This window comes from Limnohabitans sp. Rim8 (assembly GCF_945869175.1).
Lineage (GTDB): Bacteria > Pseudomonadota > Gammaproteobacteria > Burkholderiales > Burkholderiaceae_C > Limnohabitans_A.
In genome coordinates, this window is record NZ_CAMBNZ010000066.1 from 1 (window position 1) to 16,540 (window position 16,540).

15 protein-coding genes, 1 tRNA gene and 1 riboswitch are annotated in these 16,540 nt (G+C 61.1%); of the genes, 13 read left to right on the forward strand and 3 right to left on the reverse strand.

Translation table 11 applies throughout. The features are described from left to right. Window positions 1–203: disulfide bond formation protein B (locus tag Q0O19_RS10360; protein ID WP_295522707.1), on the reverse strand; the 203-nt coding region annotated here is incomplete at its 3' end. Next, complete coding sequence (locus Q0O19_RS10365) at window positions 203–979, reverse strand: ferredoxin--NADP reductase (protein ID WP_295522709.1); 777 nt, start codon at window positions 977–979, stop codon at window positions 203–205. The genes Q0O19_RS10365 and Q0O19_RS10360, both read right to left, overlap by 1 nt. A 216-nt stretch (window positions 980–1,195) precedes the next feature. Here Q0O19_RS10365 and Q0O19_RS10370 point away from each other — a divergent pair, with 216 nt between their 5' ends. From Q0O19_RS10370 to Q0O19_RS10380, 3 genes are all read left to right on the forward strand, one after another. Further along, complete coding sequence (locus Q0O19_RS10370; RefSeq protein ID WP_100118808.1) at window positions 1,196–1,468, forward strand: oxidative damage protection protein; 273 nt, start codon at window positions 1,196–1,198, stop codon at window positions 1,466–1,468. Window positions 1,469–1,501: 33 nt separating this feature from the next. Then, the gene (mnmC, locus tag Q0O19_RS10375; RefSeq protein WP_295522712.1) at window positions 1,502–2,683 is read left to right on the forward strand and encodes an FAD-dependent 5-carboxymethylaminomethyl-2-thiouridine(34) oxidoreductase MnmC; all 1,182 of its coding nucleotides are present in this window, start codon (window positions 1,502–1,504) and stop codon (window positions 2,681–2,683) included. A gap of 83 nt (window positions 2,684–2,766) precedes the next feature. Further along, window positions 2,767–4,371: an FMN-binding glutamate synthase family protein gene (locus Q0O19_RS10380; protein ID WP_295522714.1), complete on the forward strand. Its 1,605-nt coding sequence runs from the start codon at window positions 2,767–2,769 to the stop codon at window positions 4,369–4,371. Between the two features lie 26 nt (window positions 4,372–4,397). On the opposite strand, the gene Q0O19_RS10385 is transcribed toward Q0O19_RS10380, so the two are convergent. Continuing rightward, on the reverse strand, window positions 4,398–5,582 hold the full coding sequence (locus Q0O19_RS10385; RefSeq protein ID WP_295522733.1) for an ABC transporter substrate-binding protein: 1,185 nt from the start codon (window positions 5,580–5,582) through the stop codon (window positions 4,398–4,400). 146 nt (window positions 5,583–5,728) lie between these two features. On the opposite strand from Q0O19_RS10385, the gene Q0O19_RS10390 reads away from it, so the two are divergent. The 10 genes from Q0O19_RS10390 to Q0O19_RS10435 all read left to right on the forward strand — a co-directional run bounded on the left by Q0O19_RS10390 (window position 5,729) and on the right by Q0O19_RS10435 (window position 16,441). Then, window positions 5,729–6,967, forward strand: coding sequence for an MFS transporter (locus Q0O19_RS10390; RefSeq protein WP_295522716.1), 1,239 nt, complete (start codon window positions 5,729–5,731; stop codon window positions 6,965–6,967). Window positions 6,968–7,125: 158 nt separating this feature from the next. Continuing rightward, the gene (locus Q0O19_RS10395; protein ID WP_295522718.1) at window positions 7,126–8,937 is read left to right on the forward strand and encodes a nitrite/sulfite reductase; all 1,812 of its coding nucleotides are present in this window, start codon (window positions 7,126–7,128) and stop codon (window positions 8,935–8,937) included. 16 nt (window positions 8,938–8,953) lie between these two features. Continuing rightward, entirely contained in the window at window positions 8,954–9,331 is a 378-nt protein-coding gene (locus tag Q0O19_RS10400) for a DUF934 domain-containing protein (RefSeq protein WP_295522720.1), read from the forward strand. After that, a complete protein-coding gene (locus Q0O19_RS10405; RefSeq protein ID WP_295522721.1) occupies window positions 9,331–10,086 on the forward strand; it encodes a phosphoadenylyl-sulfate reductase in 756 nt (251 codons plus the stop codon). Before Q0O19_RS10400 ends, Q0O19_RS10405 begins: the two co-directional genes overlap by 1 nt. Before the next feature lie 162 nt (window positions 10,087–10,248). Continuing rightward, the gene (cysD, locus tag Q0O19_RS10410; RefSeq protein ID WP_295522723.1) at window positions 10,249–11,199 is read left to right on the forward strand and encodes a sulfate adenylyltransferase subunit CysD; all 951 of its coding nucleotides are present in this window, start codon (window positions 10,249–10,251) and stop codon (window positions 11,197–11,199) included. Then, on the forward strand, window positions 11,199–12,461 hold the full coding sequence (locus Q0O19_RS10415) for a GTP-binding protein (protein WP_295522725.1): 1,263 nt from the start codon (window positions 11,199–11,201) through the stop codon (window positions 12,459–12,461). Before cysD ends, Q0O19_RS10415 begins: the two co-directional genes overlap by 1 nt. A gap of 63 nt (window positions 12,462–12,524) precedes the next feature. Beyond that, the gene (gene fdxA, locus Q0O19_RS10420; protein ID WP_295522727.1) at window positions 12,525–12,854 is read left to right on the forward strand and encodes a ferredoxin FdxA; all 330 of its coding nucleotides are present in this window, start codon (window positions 12,525–12,527) and stop codon (window positions 12,852–12,854) included. A gap of 44 nt (window positions 12,855–12,898) precedes the next feature. Continuing rightward, window positions 12,899–13,936 carry an NAD(P)/FAD-dependent oxidoreductase gene (locus tag Q0O19_RS10425; RefSeq protein WP_295522729.1) on the forward strand — a complete coding sequence of 346 codons (1,038 nt, stop codon included), beginning with the start codon at window positions 12,899–12,901 and terminating at the stop codon, window positions 13,934–13,936. A gap of 27 nt (window positions 13,937–13,963) precedes the next feature. Next, window positions 13,964–14,066: riboswitch (TPP riboswitch) on the forward strand. A gap of 67 nt (window positions 14,067–14,133) precedes the next feature. Then, window positions 14,134–16,287, forward strand: a complete 2,154-nt coding sequence (locus tag Q0O19_RS10430) for a TonB-dependent siderophore receptor (protein ID WP_295522731.1) — start codon at window positions 14,134–14,136, stop codon at window positions 16,285–16,287. 78 nt (window positions 16,288–16,365) lie between these two features. Beyond that, a tRNA-Asn gene (locus tag Q0O19_RS10435) sits at window positions 16,366–16,441 on the forward strand. The last annotated feature ends 99 nt before the right edge of the window (window positions 16,442–16,540 follow it).

Genomic DNA, 16,540 nt, shown 5'->3' on the forward strand with positions numbered 1-16,540 from the left:
ACCGCCAGCCCCCAGCCGCGCAGGCGCCAGCCGATCAAGCCCAACACCACCACGCCGATCAGGGCGTAGCGCTGCACGATGCACATCGGGCATGGGTTCAGGCCCACCACATGCTGCAAATACAGGCCAAACACCAGCATGCCGATGCCGGTCAAAGCGATCAAAGCCATCCAGCGGGGGGGGGTCATTGGGGAGAGGTGCATCATGATTCGGCAAACGCCCGTTCGATGACAAAAGTGCCCTGGTTGCTGGTGTTGCCTTCAACCAGTCCACGCTCCTCGCAAATGCGCTTGAGGTCTTTCAGCATTTCGGGCGAGCCACAAATCATCACCCGGTCGGTTTCGGGGTTGAGCGTGCTCAGGCCCAGATCGGCAAACAGCTTGCCGTTTTCGATCAAATCGGTCACCCGACCCTGGTTTTTGTAGTGCTCGCGGGTCACGGTGGGGTAGTACAGCAACTGGTTTGTCACCATCTCGCCCAGAAACTCGTGGGCAGGCAGCTCTTGGGTGATGTAGTCCTGGTAGGCCAGCTCGTTGACCAGGCGCACGCCGTGGACCAAGATGACTTTTTCAAAGCGCTCATAGGTGTCGGGGTCGCGGATGATGCTCATGAACGGTGCCAAACCGGTGCCGGTACCCATGAGGTACAGGTTTTTGCCGGGCAAGAGGTAATCGCACAACAAGGTGCCCGTGGGTTTGCGACCCACCACGATGGTGTCGCCCACCTGGATGTGTTGCAGCTTGGAGGTCAGCGGACCGTCGGGCACCTTGATGCTCAAAAACTCCAGGTGCTCTTCGTAGTTGGCGCTGGCGATCGAATAAGCACGCAACAAAGGTTTGCCGTTCTCACCGCGCAAGCCGATCATGGTGAAGTGGCCATTCGAAAAACGCAGGGCCTGGTCGCGTGTGGTGGTGAAGCTGAACAGACGGTCGGTCCAGTGGTGGACGCTCAAAACGCGTTCTTCGAGAAAAGCACTCATGGTTTTTTCAAGGGTGATGAAGCCGGATCCAGAGACCCAAAGCCCAAGGGGGATGCTGAAAGCTTGATACAGTGGTGGCCTGCAAGAGCACGAAAAAGGCGCTACAGCCCTTGCAACAGCCCCTATTTTCGTGTGATTCGTTCACAACTGGAAATACTGAGATTTTATATCCGTATAACCAGCGCTTCTTAAGATACATCAAGGCAAGACACCAACATGGCACGCACCGTTCAATGCATCAAACTCGGCAAAGAAGCAGAGGGCCTGGATTTTCCACCCTACCCTGGCGATTTGGGCAAACGCATTTGGGAAGGCGTGAGCAAGCAAGCCTGGGCCGACTGGCTCAAGCACCAGACCATGCTGGTCAATGAAAATCGCCTGAACCTGGCCGATTTGCGTGCCCGCCAGTACCTGGCCCGCCAAATGGAAAACCACTTTTTTGGCGATGGCGCTGACGCGGCGCAGGGTTACGTCCCACCCACCCCCTGATCTCAACTTCAGGCGCCCTCGATTTCCGCCCCATTGCGCACTGAACCCGCTCGCGGCTGGCTCGGGCCCCGTCAAGCGCTGGTGATCGGCGCGGGCTTGTCCGGTTCGGCCGTGGCGCACAGCCTGGCCTCACGCGGTTGGCGCGTGACGGTGCTGGACCAAGCCGATGGCGTGGGCGCTGGCGCGTCGGGTCTGCCCGTGGGTTTGGCCGCCCCCCATGTCTCAGCCGACGACAACGTGCTCTCGCGCATCACCCGTGCGGGCGTTCAGGCCACACTGCAACGCGCCCAGGCCCTGTTGCAAAGTGGGAGCGACTGGGCCTTGAGCGGGGTTTTGGAGCACAACTTGGACGGCAAGCGCCGCTTGCCCAATGCCCCCACCCAAGCCTCCAGCCCCCCATCAAGCACCCCAGCCAGCGCGACGCAAATTGCAGCGGCAGGCCTGCCGCCAGGTACGCCAGCGCTGTGGCACGCGCAGGCGGGCTGGATTCGGCCCCGGCAACTGGTGACCGCTCAACTGCAAACACCTGGCGTGCAAGTGCATTGGGACCAAAAAGTGAACACCATTGCCCGACATGGCGACGAATGGGCTGTGCTGGATGCCCAAGGTCAGACCTTGGGCGAAGCCCCCTTGCTGGTGGTGGCCAGCGCCTTTGACAGCTTGGCCTTGCTACAACCTTTGCCCGGTTTTGCCGTGCCGCTCAACCCTTTGCGCGGGCAAGTCAGCTTTGGACACCTGTCCGATTTGAGTGCAACACAAACACAAGCGCTGCCGCCCTTTCCGGTCAACGGCCATGGCAGCTTCATCAGCGGCGTGCCCACGCCCGACGGACAAGCGGCTTGGTTCGTGGGCTCCACATTCGAGCGTCACTGCGAACAGGCCCCTGTGCGGGTCGAAGACCACGACGCCAACCAAGTGCGTTTGGCAACGCTGCTTCCCGCGTTGGGCGAGGCGATGAAAACGCAATTTGGCCCAGACAGCATTCAAGGCTGGGCCGGTTTGCGCTGCACCCTGCCCAACCGCCTGCCTGCCGTGGGGCCCATCGACGCCCAAGGCTTGCCCGGCCTGTGGATCTGTGCCGGCATGGGTGCACGGGGCATCAGCTTGGCGGTGTTGTGCGGTGAACTCGCCGCCGCCTGGCTGGACAACGAGGCCCTGCCCTTGCCGCTGGACTTGGTCAAACACGTGTGGGCTGAACGCTACGTCCGTTCTTAAATTCAACAAATTCATCATTACCCATTACGATGTTAGCTTTCCGGCACCCCTCGGTGCTGGGTGTTTTGTGAGGTGCTTGATCCATGGCCCGTCCATCCTTGTCCCGCTACCTGCCTTGGTTGGTCACCGCGCCTGCGGCGGTGGTGCTCTGGCCGATCTCGGCTTGGGCCAGCGCCAGTTTGGGCCTGCTGTTTGTGTTGGGCTGGGTGGACTTCAGGCAAAGCAAACAAGCGGTGCGTCGCAACTACCCGCTGACGGGGCGGCTGCGTTATGCCTTGGAATACATCCGGCCCGAATTGCGCCAGTACTTTTTGGAAAACGACGAAGAAAAGCTGCCCTTTTCTCGCAACCAACGGGCCATGGTGTATGCCCGCTCCAAGGTCCAGAACGACAAACGGGGGTTTGGCAGCATCAAGGACATGTACGCCACAGGCACCGAGTGGATCGCCCACTCATTGCAACCGGTGCAGCCCGACCCGGCCACTTTTCGGGTGCAGGTGGGCGCGGGCCAATGTGCTCAGCCTTATGCGCTGTCGCTGCTCAACATCTCGGGCATGAGTTTTGGGGCGCTGTCACCCAACGCCATCAAGGCCTTGAACCGGGGCGCTGCCTTGGGCGGCTTTGCCCACGACACCGGCGAAGGCAGCATTTCGGTGCACCACCGTGAACACGGCGGCGACCTGATTTGGCAAATCGCTTCTGGCTACTTTGGCTGTCGCACCCCTGACGGGCACTTTGACCCCGAGCGCTTTGCGCTGCAGGCCCTTTCGCCCCAGGTCAAGATGATCGAAGTCAAACTCTCTCAAGGCGCCAAACCGGGTCATGGTGGGGTCTTGCCCAAAGCCAAGGTGAGCCAGGAGATCGCCGAAGCCCGGGGCGTGCCCATGGGCCAAGACTGCGTCTCCCCCGCAAGGCATTCGGCCTTCTCGAGCCCGATTGAATTGTTGAACTTTGTGAGCCGATTGCGCCAGCTGTCCGGGGGCAAACCTGTGGGCATCAAGCTGTGTGTGGGCCAACCAGCCGAGTGGTTTTCCATCGTCAAAGCCATGTTGGCCACAGGCCAAACGCCCGACTTCGTGGTGGTCGATGGCGCAGAAGGCGGCACGGGCGCCGCGCCTATCGAATTTGCCGACCATGTCGGCATGCCGCTGCGCGACGGGCTGGGCCTGGTGCACAACAGCTTGGTCGGCGCAGGTTTGCGTGACCGCATCAAGATCGGCGCTTCCGGCAAGGTGATCTCGGCCTTTGACATCGCGCGCTGCCTGGCGCTGGGGGCGGACTGGTGCAATTCAGGGCGGGGCTTCATGTTTGCGCTGGGCTGCATCCAGTCGCGCAGCTGCCACACCGACCACTGCCCCACAGGCGTGGCCACACAAGACCCGGTGCGCCAACGCGCGATTGTCGTCACCGACAAAGCCGAGCGGGTGTATTACTTCCATGCCAACACGCTGCACGCGCTGGCCGATTTGGTGGGCGCTGCAGGCCTGAACCGGCCTGGTGACATCACCCCGCAGCACCTGATGGTGCGGCATGCCCATGGGCATGCCAAATCACTGGCAGACAGCACCGTGACCCTCGCACCCGGTCAGCTGTTGAGCACCCACCCCGCTGATCCCGCGCTGCCCAGCCCGTATGCCGAGCTCTGGTCCACAAGTTCTGCCGGGCATTGGGGCGCGCCGCCGCCCTGAGTCAAGACTCCCCCTGACCTCGCGCTTTACTTCATCGCCTCAGCAGGACGGCGGGCTTTCACATACGCATCGGTGGGCAAATAATTTTTGCCATCGGCATAGCGCCACTGCACCATGGTGCCCTTGCCACCGCGCTGGTCGAGCACCCCCACATACGCCCCCATGGTGGACTGTTGGTCAATGGCACGGAACTCGGCCGGGCCAAAGGGTGTGCTGAACTTCAGGCCACGCAGGGCAGTGACCAGTTTTTCATTGTCCAAGGAGTTGGCCTTTTTGATGGCCGCAAAAATGGCCTGCATGGTGGCGTAACCCACGACCGAGCCGACTTTGGGGTTCTCGTTGAATTTCTTGTAATAGTTGGTGGCAAAGCTGGCGTGTTCTTTGTTGTCCAGCTGATCCCAGGGGTAGCCGGTCACGATCCAGCCCTTGGGGGTTTCGTCTTTCAGCACTTCCAAATACTCGGGTTCACCCGAGAGTAAAGACACCACGGGTGTTTTGGGAAAGACGTTGCGCTGGTTGCCTTCACGCACCAAACGGGCCAAGTCGGCACCAAAGGTCACGTTGAATATGGCGTCAGGCTTGCTGGCCATGGTGGCCGTGAGCGTGCTGCCCGCATCGATCTTGCCCTGCTGGGGCCACTGCTCGCTGACAAACTCCACATCGGGGCGCTTGGCTTTGAGCAGTTCTTTGAAGCTGGCCACGGCACTCTGGCCATATTCGTAATTGGGCGCGATCGTGGCCCAGCGCTTGGCGGGCAGCTTGGCCGCTTCTTCAACCAGCATGGCCGCTTGCATGTAGGTGCTGGGGCGCAGGCGGAAGGTGTAGCGGTTGCCTTTTTCCCAGACAATGGCGTCCGTGAGCGGTTCGCTGGCCACAAACAAGCGCTTGTTCTTGGCCGCGTGGTCGGCCAGGGCCAAACCAATGTTGGACAAAAAGCCGCCAGCCAGCACATCGACCTTCTCTTTGGACGTCAGCTCAATGGCGTGGCGCAGGGCTTCTTCGGGCTTGCCCGCATCATCACGGGCGATCACTTCCACCTTGCGACCGAGCAGACCGCCCTGGGCGTTGACCTCTTCGACCGCCAACTGCCAGCCTTGTTTGTAAGGCTGGGTGAACTGGGGAATGGCCGAATAACTGTTGATTTCGCCAATTTTGATAGGGGTCTGGGCCCAGGCGGGCAGCCCCCCACCCAGGGTCATGAAAGCCGCCATTGTGAGCAGGCGCAAGGTCGCTGGCATTGCCATGGTTCTCTCCAAAAACCGAGACTCTATCAGCAACGCAACAGCCTTTCACTGAGCTGGCTCAGCGTGTCACGCAAGGGCGCTGGTTCAGACCGTGATTGCCAATAATGACGGACATGAAACAAACCGATTTGTCCCGATTCCATGTGGCCTTGATTTTGGGGGGCGCGGCCCTGATGCTGAGCCTGGCCATGGGGATGCGCCAAAGTTTTGGGCTGTTGCAGTCGCACATGATCCGCGACATGGGCATCACGGCGGCCGATTTTTCATTGGCCATCGCCATCCAGAACATCGTCTGGGGTGCCACTCAGCCCTTTGTCGGCATGCTTGCCGACCGTCATGGCGCCAGGCCAGTGGCCTTGATGGGCGTGGTGGTGTATGGCCTGGGCCTGGTTCTGGCCCTGACGGCCACCTCGGCCTGGAGCGTGACGCTCGGCATGGGCGTGTGTGTGGGGCTGGCGCTGTCGTGCACGGCGTCCAACATCGCCATGAGCGTCACGGCCAAAGCCGTTTCCCCCATGAAGCGCAGCTTGGCCATGGGCTCGGTGTCGGCGCTGGGCTCACTGGGTTTGACCTTGGCCTCGCCGATGGCGCAACACCTGATCTCCACAGCAGGCTGGCAGGCCGCCCTGATCGGTTTTTTGGGCTTGGTCGCTGTCATGCTGCCTGCGGCTTTCATGGCGGGGCGGGCCGACCAGATTCAAGTGCCTGCCCCTTTGGGTGTGCAGCAAACCGTGACCGAAGCCGTGCGTGAGGCCTTGGGACACAAGGGTTATGTGGTGTTGGCCATGGCCTTTTTTGTGTGCGGCTTGCAGCTGGTGTTCATCACCACCCATTTGCCCACTTATCTGGACATTTGTGGCATCGACCCCAGCATTGGCAGCACGGCCTTGGCCTTGGTGGGCCTGTTTAACGTGTTGGGCTCTTACTTGTTTGGCTGGCTCGGTGGGCTGTATTCCAAGCGCCTGTTGTTGGGCGGCATCTATGTGCTGCGCTCGTTGATCATTGCGGCGTATTTTGCGGTGCCGCCCACACCCACCAGCACCTTGGTGTTCGCAGCGGCCATGGGCACCTTGTGGTTGGGCGTGGTCCCTTTGGTCTCGGGCCTCGTGATCCATTTGTTTGGCCTGCGTTACATGGCCACCTTGTCGGGCGTGGCGTTTTTCAGCCACCAAGTGGGCTCATTTCTCGGGGCCTGGGGCGGCGGCGTGATTTACAGCCACCTGGGCCATTACGACTTGGCCTGGCAGGGTGCGGTGGCCATCGGCTTGGCCGCGGGCCTGTTCCAAATGACCATGAACGTGCAGCCCTCTGCCCGGATTTTGAACGAACGCACCCCACCCCTGCCCGGTTGAGGGGCACTCAGGCGGACCCACAACGGCCTCTTATAGCCGTTTGGCATATATGCAGAACGAATAAATCGTTTGTTTTGGCATAACGCACCGTTACAGTCTGGCTCGCATGCGTGGACTCCCCCCGGGGGTCCCCATCTCATTTCTCTCTTCCCGTTCACATGTACCAGTACACCGAATTCGACAAAGCTTTTGTCCGCGCCCGAGCGGCAGAGCACCGTGACCAACTCGCGCGCTGGCAAGCCGGTCAGTTGAGCGACGACCAATTTCGCCCCCTGCGCCTGCAAAATGGCTGGTATGTGCAGCGCTACGCGCCCATGCTGCGGGTGGCAGTGCCTTACGGCGAAATCAACGCCGCCCAGATCCAGGTTTTGGCCCAAATCGCTCGCGACTACGACACACCCGACCCGGCCCTTTTGGCCGAGGCCCAAGCCACGCAAGACAAAATCGCTGGCCTGGCCCCCAAGCTGACCACCAACTACGGTCACTTCACCACCCGCCAGAACGTGCAGTTCAACTGGATCCCGCTGGACAAATCGGCCGAGGTGATGGAACTGCTGGCCACCGTGAACATGCACGGCATCCAGACCAGTGGCAACTGCATCCGCAACACCACCACCGATGAGCTGGCCGGTGTGGCCGTGGACGAAGTGGTGGACCCCAGGCCCTATGCCGAAATGATCCGCCAATGGAGCACGCTGCACCCCGAGTTTGCGCACCTGCCGCGCAAGTTCAAAATCGCCATCACCGGCGCGAGCGAAGACCGCGCCGCCATCGGCTGGCACGACGTGGGCCTGCAAGTGTTAAAGAATGCCGAAGGCCTGATCGGCTTCAAGGTGCTGGTGGGCGGCGGCATGGGCCGCACCCCTGTCAACGGTGTGGTCATCCGCGAATTCTTGCCCTGGCAAGACATCATGAACTACCTCGAAGCCGTGGTGCGTGTCTACAACCGATGGGGCCGCCGCGACAACAAATACAAAGCCCGCATCAAAATTTTGGTCAAGGCCGAAGGCCAGCGCTACTTTGACGAAGTCGAGACCGAATTCCAGGAAATTTTGGAACGCGATGGCGCACCGCACACCCTGCCGCAAGCCGAACTCGACCGCGTGAAAGCCGGTTTTGTGGACCCTGTCCTGAACTTGCCCGAGAACACCGACGCGTGGTTGGCCCAAGCCGAAGCGCAACTGAGCATCGAAGCGGCCAAGACACCCGCATTTGCCCGCTGGCTGGCACGCAATGTGCGCCCCCACCGCAACCCCCAGTTGCGCGCCGTGTCGCTGTCCTTCAAGCGCCCGGGCTATGCACCGGGGGACACCACCGCAGAGCAGTTGGATGCTGCCGCCGCTTTGGTCAACAAATACTCCGCAGGCGAAGCCCGCGTCTCGCACACCCAGAACCTGTTGCTGCCCTGGGTGCGTCTGGACCAGCTGCCCGCCCTGTGGCTCGAAGCCCAAGCGCTGGGCGTGGCCCAGCCCAACATCGGCCTTTTGACCGACATGATCGCCTGCCCTGGCGGTGACTATTGCGCGCTGGCCAATGCCCGCTCCATCCCCACGGCCAGCGCCATCACCGAGCGCTACCAAGACTTGGACGAGCTGGAAGACCTGGGCCACATCGACTTCCACATCAGCGGTTGCATCAACTCCTGCGGTCACCACCACTCGGGCCACATTGGCATTCTGGGTGTCGACAAAGACGGCAAGGAGTGGTACCAGGTCACGCTGGGCGGCTCGGACGGCAAAAACCTGTCCGGCGCGGCGACGCCTGGCAAAGTGGTGGGCCCAGCCTTCTCATCGTTTGAAGTGCCCGATGTGGTCGAAGCGATTTTGGACACCTACAAGCAACTGCGTGTGAACACCGGCAAAGGCAAGCACGAAGCGTTCATCGAGACCCTGCGTCGTGTCGGCCAAGACCCGTTCAAGGCGGCGGCGAATGCCGCACGCCATCCGGCTGCAGCCACTGAAACGGCATGAGTGCAGGGGAAAACACATGAAAATCATCACCGCACAAGAACACGCAAGCGAGGCATCGCATGCCGTCCTCACGCTGGCCAACGACGTGGACCCGCGCACACTCGATCTGTCAGGCATCACCCGCATCGACCTGCAGTTCCCCGCTTTCACCGATGGCCGCGCCTACAGCCAGGCTTTTTTGCTGCGCCGTCGCCTGCGTTTCGCGGGCGAGTTGCGCGCCATCGGCGACGTGCTGATCGACCAGCTGCTCCAGATGCAGCGCACCGGCTTTGACGTGGCCGTGTTGAAAGACGGCGTGGACGCCAGCGCCGCCCAGCGCCAGCTGGACCGCTACGCCGGTTTTTACCAAGGCTCGGCAGTGCAGACGCATCCACACTTTGCCAAGGCCGCATGATGACCTCGAGCCTGATATCTTCTCGCAGCGCCCCGGCCAAAGCCACTGCGCAAAACGCCAAGGCCAGCCCTGACTTTGCCGGCAAGCTGGCCGAAACCCAAGCGCTGCTGCAGCGAGCGGCAGCCGAGTTCACCCCGGTCACCCAAGCCTCCAGCTTGGGCGCCGAGGATGTGGTGATCACCCACCTCATCAACAGCCTGCAGCTCAACATTCCGGTCTTTGTGCTGGAAACCGGCGCGCTGCACACCGAAACCCTGGCCCTGCTGGAGCGCACCCAGGCGCATTCACGCGCCCCGATCAAGGTGTTCCGCCCGGTGCAAGAATCGGTCATCCAGTTCGTGCGTGACCAAGGCCAAGACGCGATTTACAAGACGATGGCACTGCGCAAGGCCTGCTGCTCAATCCGCAAAATGGAGCCGCTGGCCCGAGCCCTGAAAGGCCAAAAGGCCTGGATCACCGGCCTGCGCCAAGAGCAATCCACGGCCCGTGCCGAGGTGCCTTTGCTGGACGAGAGCGAAGTGGCCACCAAAGCCCTGTACAAGTTCAACCCCTTGGCCCAATGGACCTGGGGCGATGTCTGGCACTACATCGCTGAGAACCAAGTGGATTACAACCCGCTGCACGACCAGTTTTTCCCCAGCATCGGCTGCGCACCCTGCACACGGGCCATCAGTCTGGGCGAGGAATTCCGCGCCGGGCGCTGGTGGTGGGAAGACGAGGCGGCCAAGGAGTGTGGCTTGCACGTCAAAGCTTAAGGGTGTGATGTGTGACGGGCTCGGGGGCACAGTGGACTCCTCAGAAGTCGCTTCGCGCCACACATCGTCGCCCCCTGCACCCCCGATCCCGCCACACATCACTTAGACCGACTTTGGATATGCATGGGCACCCCTTGCCCTGATTGAGATGAGAAAAAAAGCATGAACGCCATGACACAAACCGAGTTGCACACCCTGAGCAACAGCCACCTGGACGCGCTGGAAGAAGAAACCATCTTCATCTTGCGTGAAGTCGCCGCCGCTTTTGAGCGCCCCACCTTGCTGTTTTCGGGGGGCAAGGATTCGCTGGTCATGCTCAAGTGCGCTGAGAAGGCCTTTGGAGGCAAAACAAGCCCCTCCGGTAGCGGCCGCATTCCTTACCCCTTGCTGATGATCGACACCGGGCACAACTTCCAGGAAGTGACCGATTTCCGCGACTTCCGTGCCCAGGAGCTGGGCGCCGAATTGATCGTGCGCAGCGTCGAAGACTCCAGGAAAAAAGGCACTGTCCGCCTGGCCCACCCGGGCGAGAGCCGCAACGTGCACCAGTCGGTCACCTTGCTTGAAGCGATTGAGGAGTTCCGCTTTGACGCGCTGATCGGCGGGGCCCGCCGTGACGAAGAAAAAGCCCGTGCCAAGGAGCGCATCTTCAGTCACCGCGACAGTTTTGGCCAGTGGCAGCCCAAAGCGCAGCGCCCCGAGCTGTGGACCCTGTTCAACACCCGCCTGCAGCCTGGCGAGCACTTTCGCGTGTTCCCGATCAGCAACTGGACCGAGCTGGACGTGTGGCAATACATCGCCCGCGAAAACATCGCGCTGCCTTCGATCTACTACACCCACAAGCGCGAGGTGGTGGACCGCCGGGGCCTGTTGGTGCCGGTGACCGAGTTGACCCCCCCCAAAGATGGCGAAGAAGTGGTGGTGCGTGACGTGCGTTTTCGCACCGTGGGCGACATCACCTGTACCTGCCCGGTGGAGAGCACCGCGGCCACACCCGAGCAGATCGTGATCGAAACCTTGGCCGCCGATGTGAGCGAGCGCGGTGCCACGCGCATGGACGACAAGACGTCCGAAGCGTCGATGGAGAAGCGCAAGAAAGACGGGTACTTTTAATGAACGCACTGAAATTCATCACCTGCGGTTCGGTCGACGACGGCAAGAGCACGCTGATTGGCCGCCTGCTGGTAGACACCAAGGCTGTGCTGCAAGACCACCTGGCCGGTGTGCAGCGCTCCGGGGAAACCGATCTGGCCTTGCTGACCGACGGCCTGAGCGCCGAACGCGAGCAAGGCATCACCATCGATGTGGCTTACCGCTACTTCAACACCGAAGCACGCAAATTCATCATCGGCGACGCCCCGGGCCACGAGCAGTACACCCGCAACATGGTCACAGCCGCCTCCAGCGCCGACGCCGCCGTGGTGCTGGTCGATGCGATCAAGCTCGACTGGGCCAACCCCGATCTGCAACTGCTGGCGCAAACCCGCCGCCACGCGCTGCTGGTCAACTTGCTGCGGGTGCCTTCTGTGGTGTTCGCCATCAACAAGCTCGACGCCGTGGCCGACGCCACGCTGGCCTACCAGAACATCGCAGGCGCTTTGAACAAGTTCGCCCAGGAAGCCGGCATCACCATCGCGGCCATGGTGCCTGTGTCAGCGCTCAAGGGCTGGAACGTGGTGACCACCGAGAACAACGACCAGACCAACTGGTGCGGCTACACCGGTCCGAGCTTGCTCAGCATCCTCGAAGACCTGCCGGTCACCCCGGCCGAGACCGATGTGGCGTTCAGCTTTCCGGTGCAGTGGGTCGAAAAGTTCCATGATTCGGGTGTGACCACTCAGGGCCGCCGCGTGTTTTGGGGCCGTGTGGCCACGGGCAGCGTTGCACCAGGTCAGACCATCCAGGTTTTTCCGAGCGGCCAGACCGCCGTGGTGTCCCAAGTGCTGTCGGCCACCCGCCAGCCGCAGGGCAAGGCCGCTGGCCACAGCGCGGGCATCGTGCTCGACCGCGAGGTGGACGTGTCGCGCGGCGACTGGTTGCTTGAAGCCGAGGGTGCCCCTGAAGGCCAGCGCCAGCTGAACACCACCATCGCCTGGATGGACGACGAGCCGCTGGTCGCAGGTCGTCTGTACTGGGCGCTGCACGGCCACCGCTGGGTCAAGGTCAAAGTGCAGCGCGTGGTGCACCGCCTGAACGTGAACACCTTGGCCGAGGAAGAAGCGACCGAGCTGGTCCCCAACGCCATCGGCCACGTCACCTTGGCCCTGCAGGAGCCCCTGGTCACCCTGCCCTTTGCCCAGTCACGCATTTTGGGTGCTCTGGTGCTGGTGGACACCGCCAGCCACAAGACCTCAGGCGCTGTGCTGGTCCACTGATCTCCCTTAAAATCCACAGACCAGCGCCTAACCGAGAGCGCTGCCCCACTTTCCAAGACCATCATGACCCACGTTGTTTCCGAATCCTGCATCCAGTGCAAATACACCGACTGTGTGGATGTTTGCCCGGTCGATTGCTTTCGCGAAGGCCCCAATTTTTTGACCATCGACCCCGATGAATGCATCGACTGCGCCGTGTGCATCCCCGAATGCCCGGTGAACGCGATCTACGCCGAAGAAGACCTGCCTGCCGACCAGCAGCACATGATCAAGCTGAACGCCGAATTGGCCTTGCTGCCCACCTGGAAGAGCATCACCAAGCGCAAGACCCCGATGGCCGACGCCGATGCCTGGAAAGACAAAACCGGCAAATTGGGCGAACTGGTCCGCTGATTGCCCGGGGCTGCGCCATTTCAGCCCTCTTTAAACGCCCCAACATGACCCAGCCCATCGCCACCGAAGCCTTGGTCATTGGCACCGGGCCAGTGGGGCTGTTCCAAATTTTCCAACTGGGTCTGCAGGGCATCCCTTGCCATGCGGTCGACACCCTGCCCTATGTGGGTGGCCAGTGCGCCGAGCTGTACGCAGACAAGCCGATTTACGACATTCCGGGCATCCCCTTTTGCACCGGCCGCGAACTCGTTGAGCGCCTGCAGCAGCAAATCGCTCCCTTCAAGCCCACCCTGCACCTGGGACAACAAGTCACCCAGATCGAGCGCCAAACCGACCAACGTTTGCTGGTGATGACCGATTCAGGTCAAAGCTTTCTCACATCGACCCTTGTCATTGCCGCTGGCGTGGGGGCTTTTGTGCCGCGCCATCTGGTGCTGGACGGCCTGAACGCTTTTGAGGGCAACCAAGTTTTTGCCCAAAACCCCCACCCTGCGCGCTGGGCTGGCCAACACCTGGTGGTGGCAGGCGACGGGGATGCGGCCTTGCAAACTTGCCTAGCGGCCACACAGGGCCCACAAGCTGCCGCCAGTGTGTGTTTGCTGCACCGCCGTGACCAGTTCAGCGCAGCGCCTGAGCTGATCGCCCACATGCGACATGCCTGCGCTCAAGGCCGCATGCGCTTTGTGGCAGGCCAGCCCACGGGCTTGCGTGTCGAAGCGGGACGCCTGCAGGCCCTGGAACTGCTCAACCCACAGGGCGAGACCGAATGGCTCGAGCTCGATGTGCTGCAAACCTGCTTGGGGCTTTCGCCCAAGCTCGGGCCAGTCGCGCAATGGGGTCTGGCCATGGAGCGCAAGCAGTTGGTGGTCAACACCGAAAGCTTTGCCACCTCCGAGCACGGCATCTTTGCGGTGGGGGATATCAACACTTACCCAGGCAAAAAGAAGCTCATTTTGTGTGGTTTCCACGAGGCCACCCTGGCCGCCTTTGGTGCCCTTGCTCTGCTGCGTCCGGCCGAAAAGACCTTGCTGCAATACACCACCACCTCCAGCTTGCTGCACCAGCGGCTGGGCATCGCATAGAATCCACACCGCGCCGCCAGTTGTCGGCGCATTCGCTGGGGGTGTTGAAGGCCGTGAGGTCTTCGACTGAGAAAGTCCCTTTGAACCTGATTGAGGTAATCCTCGCGCAGGGAAGCTTGTCAAAAGAACCACCGCCCTTTCAGGGTGCCACCCGTTCCGAGCCAGCCGACCTGCCATAACGTTGAAGGAAAAACGTCATGGCATTTTTTTCGCCATTTTCTCGCCGGCCCTCAGGCCATTTTGAACCACGCCTGGCTCTGCGAGCCACGCAGGTGGCCAGCGCCTTGGCTTGGGTGGCCATGAGCAACGCCCATGCCCAAAGCCTGACCGAGATCACCATCACCGACAAAACCCCCTCCCAGGTCAGCGGCTTTGGCGAGGTGCCTTTGAGCAAAGCGCCTTTCAGCGCCGTCAACATCGACCAGCAAACCCTGCAAGACGTCGGTGCACAACGTGTGTCTGACGCGCTGCGCTTGGACGCCAGTGTGGCCGACAGCTACAACTCGCCCGCCTACTGGGACAGCCTGAGCGTGCGCGGTTACACCCTGGACAACCGTTACAACTACCGCCGCGAAGGCCTGCCGATCTCGGCCGAAACCATGATCCCCATGGACAACAAAGAACGCATCGAGTTGTTCAAAGGCACCAGCGGCATTCAAGCGGGCACCAGCGCCCCTGGCGGCTTGGTGAACTACGTGGTCAAACGCCCCCCATCGGCCAAAGACGAGACCATCCGATCGCTCAGCGCCAGCTACGGTCCGGGCAAAAGCAGCAGCACCGGTCTTGACCTGGGTGGCCGTTTTGGCCAGGACCAGTCTTTGGGGTACCGCTTCAACGCCGCCTATGAAGATCTGGACCCCTACACACGAAACACCCAAGGCCACCGCCAATTGATGGCCTTGGCCATGGACTGGCGCATCAGCCCCGACACCAAGCTGGAGTGGGAGATCGAGCGCAGCGAACGGCAGCAATTGGGCGTCAACGGCTACAGCTTACTGGGCGATACCCTGCCCGCTCCTGCAGACGGCACCCGCAACCTCACGCGCCAACCTTGGTCGGTGCCGGCGGTCTTTCAAGGCACCACCGGCAGCATCCGACTCAAGCAAAACCTCGACAACGCGTGGTTGTGGACCCTGCAATACGGTGGGCAGCGGCTCAAAACGGATGACCGCTTGAGTTACGCCTATGGCTGCGGTGGCTCATTTTGTGACCGCTTTTACCCCGATGGCAGCTTCGACCTCTACGATTACCGCAGCGAAAATGAACGCCGCACCAGCGATGCCTTCCAAACCGCGCTCTCCGGAACCGCGCAATGGGGGGAGTTTCAGCACCATCTGACCTTCAGCGCCATGCGCCACAAGCAGCAAGACCAGATGCCGATCACGCAGCTCTACAGCTATGCTGGAACGGTGATGCAATGGGGCGATGTCGTGGCTCCTCAAACGGGCCAAACCACCTACTTCAACACCAACCGCAGCGAAGTCAGCACGGAACTGGCATTCACCGATCGCATGGCACTCACAGCGAACACCTCGGCCTGGTGGGGTCTGCGGCACACCCAAAGCGAGCGAAGCAGCCTGTCGCTGGACCCGAGCAACCCCAACCCTGTGAGTGTCACAAGCCGGTTTACAACCCCCTGGTTGGCACTGTCGCACAGCATCGCCGCAGGACACACGGTGTATGCCTCTTATGGGGAAGGCGTCGAACTCTTCGCAGCGCCCAACAACGCGAACTACGCCAACGCAGGCCAACTTTTGGGCGTCAGCAAAAGTCGACAAACCGAATTCGGTACCAAGGGCACACAGGGCCCATGGCAATGGCAGGCCAGTGTTTTTCACATTCAACGCCCATTGGCCTACGACGACAACTTCACGCGCATGGTCGATGGCCTGCAAACTCACCTTGGCCTCGATGCCGGTCTGCAATGGACTCAAGGCTCATGGGTGCTGGGCACGCAAATCCAATGGCTGGATGCCCGGTTATCCGGTCTGACGCAAGACACCCGCAGAAACGGTCAACGTCCCATCAACACACCCGCAATGAGCCTTCGCGCCCTGGCCCAGTACCGATTTGCCGACATCCCCGGCCTGCGCAGCAGTTTGCACCTGAGTCATGAAGGGGCACGGCGCGTGACCGAAGACGGCAGCATCCACCAGCCCAGCTGGACCACCTTGGACTTGGCGACGCATTACGACACACGCCTGGACGGCAGACGCGTGCAGTGGACCTTGGCCATCGACAACCTGGCAGACCAGCGCTACTGGCGCGAATCACCCAAGCAATTTGGCCATTACTATTTGTACCCCGGTGCACCACGCACCCTGCGCATGGGTGTGAAAGCCAGCTTCTAAACGATGTCACGGGATTTTCAAAAAATCTTCCTTCCCCTCTCAAAACAGGCCTGAAACGCCTTTATAATTTAAAGCTATTCCTCGATAGCTCAGTCGGTAGAGCACCGGACTGTTAATCCGTAGGTCCCTGGTTCGAGCCCAGGTCGAGGAGCCAAAACCCCTTTAAAAACAACGACTTACCTCGTTGTTTTTATTTGATTTGTTAATTACACGGTTATTACACGAATAATTAATCTGCCGTTGGTTGCTTTTT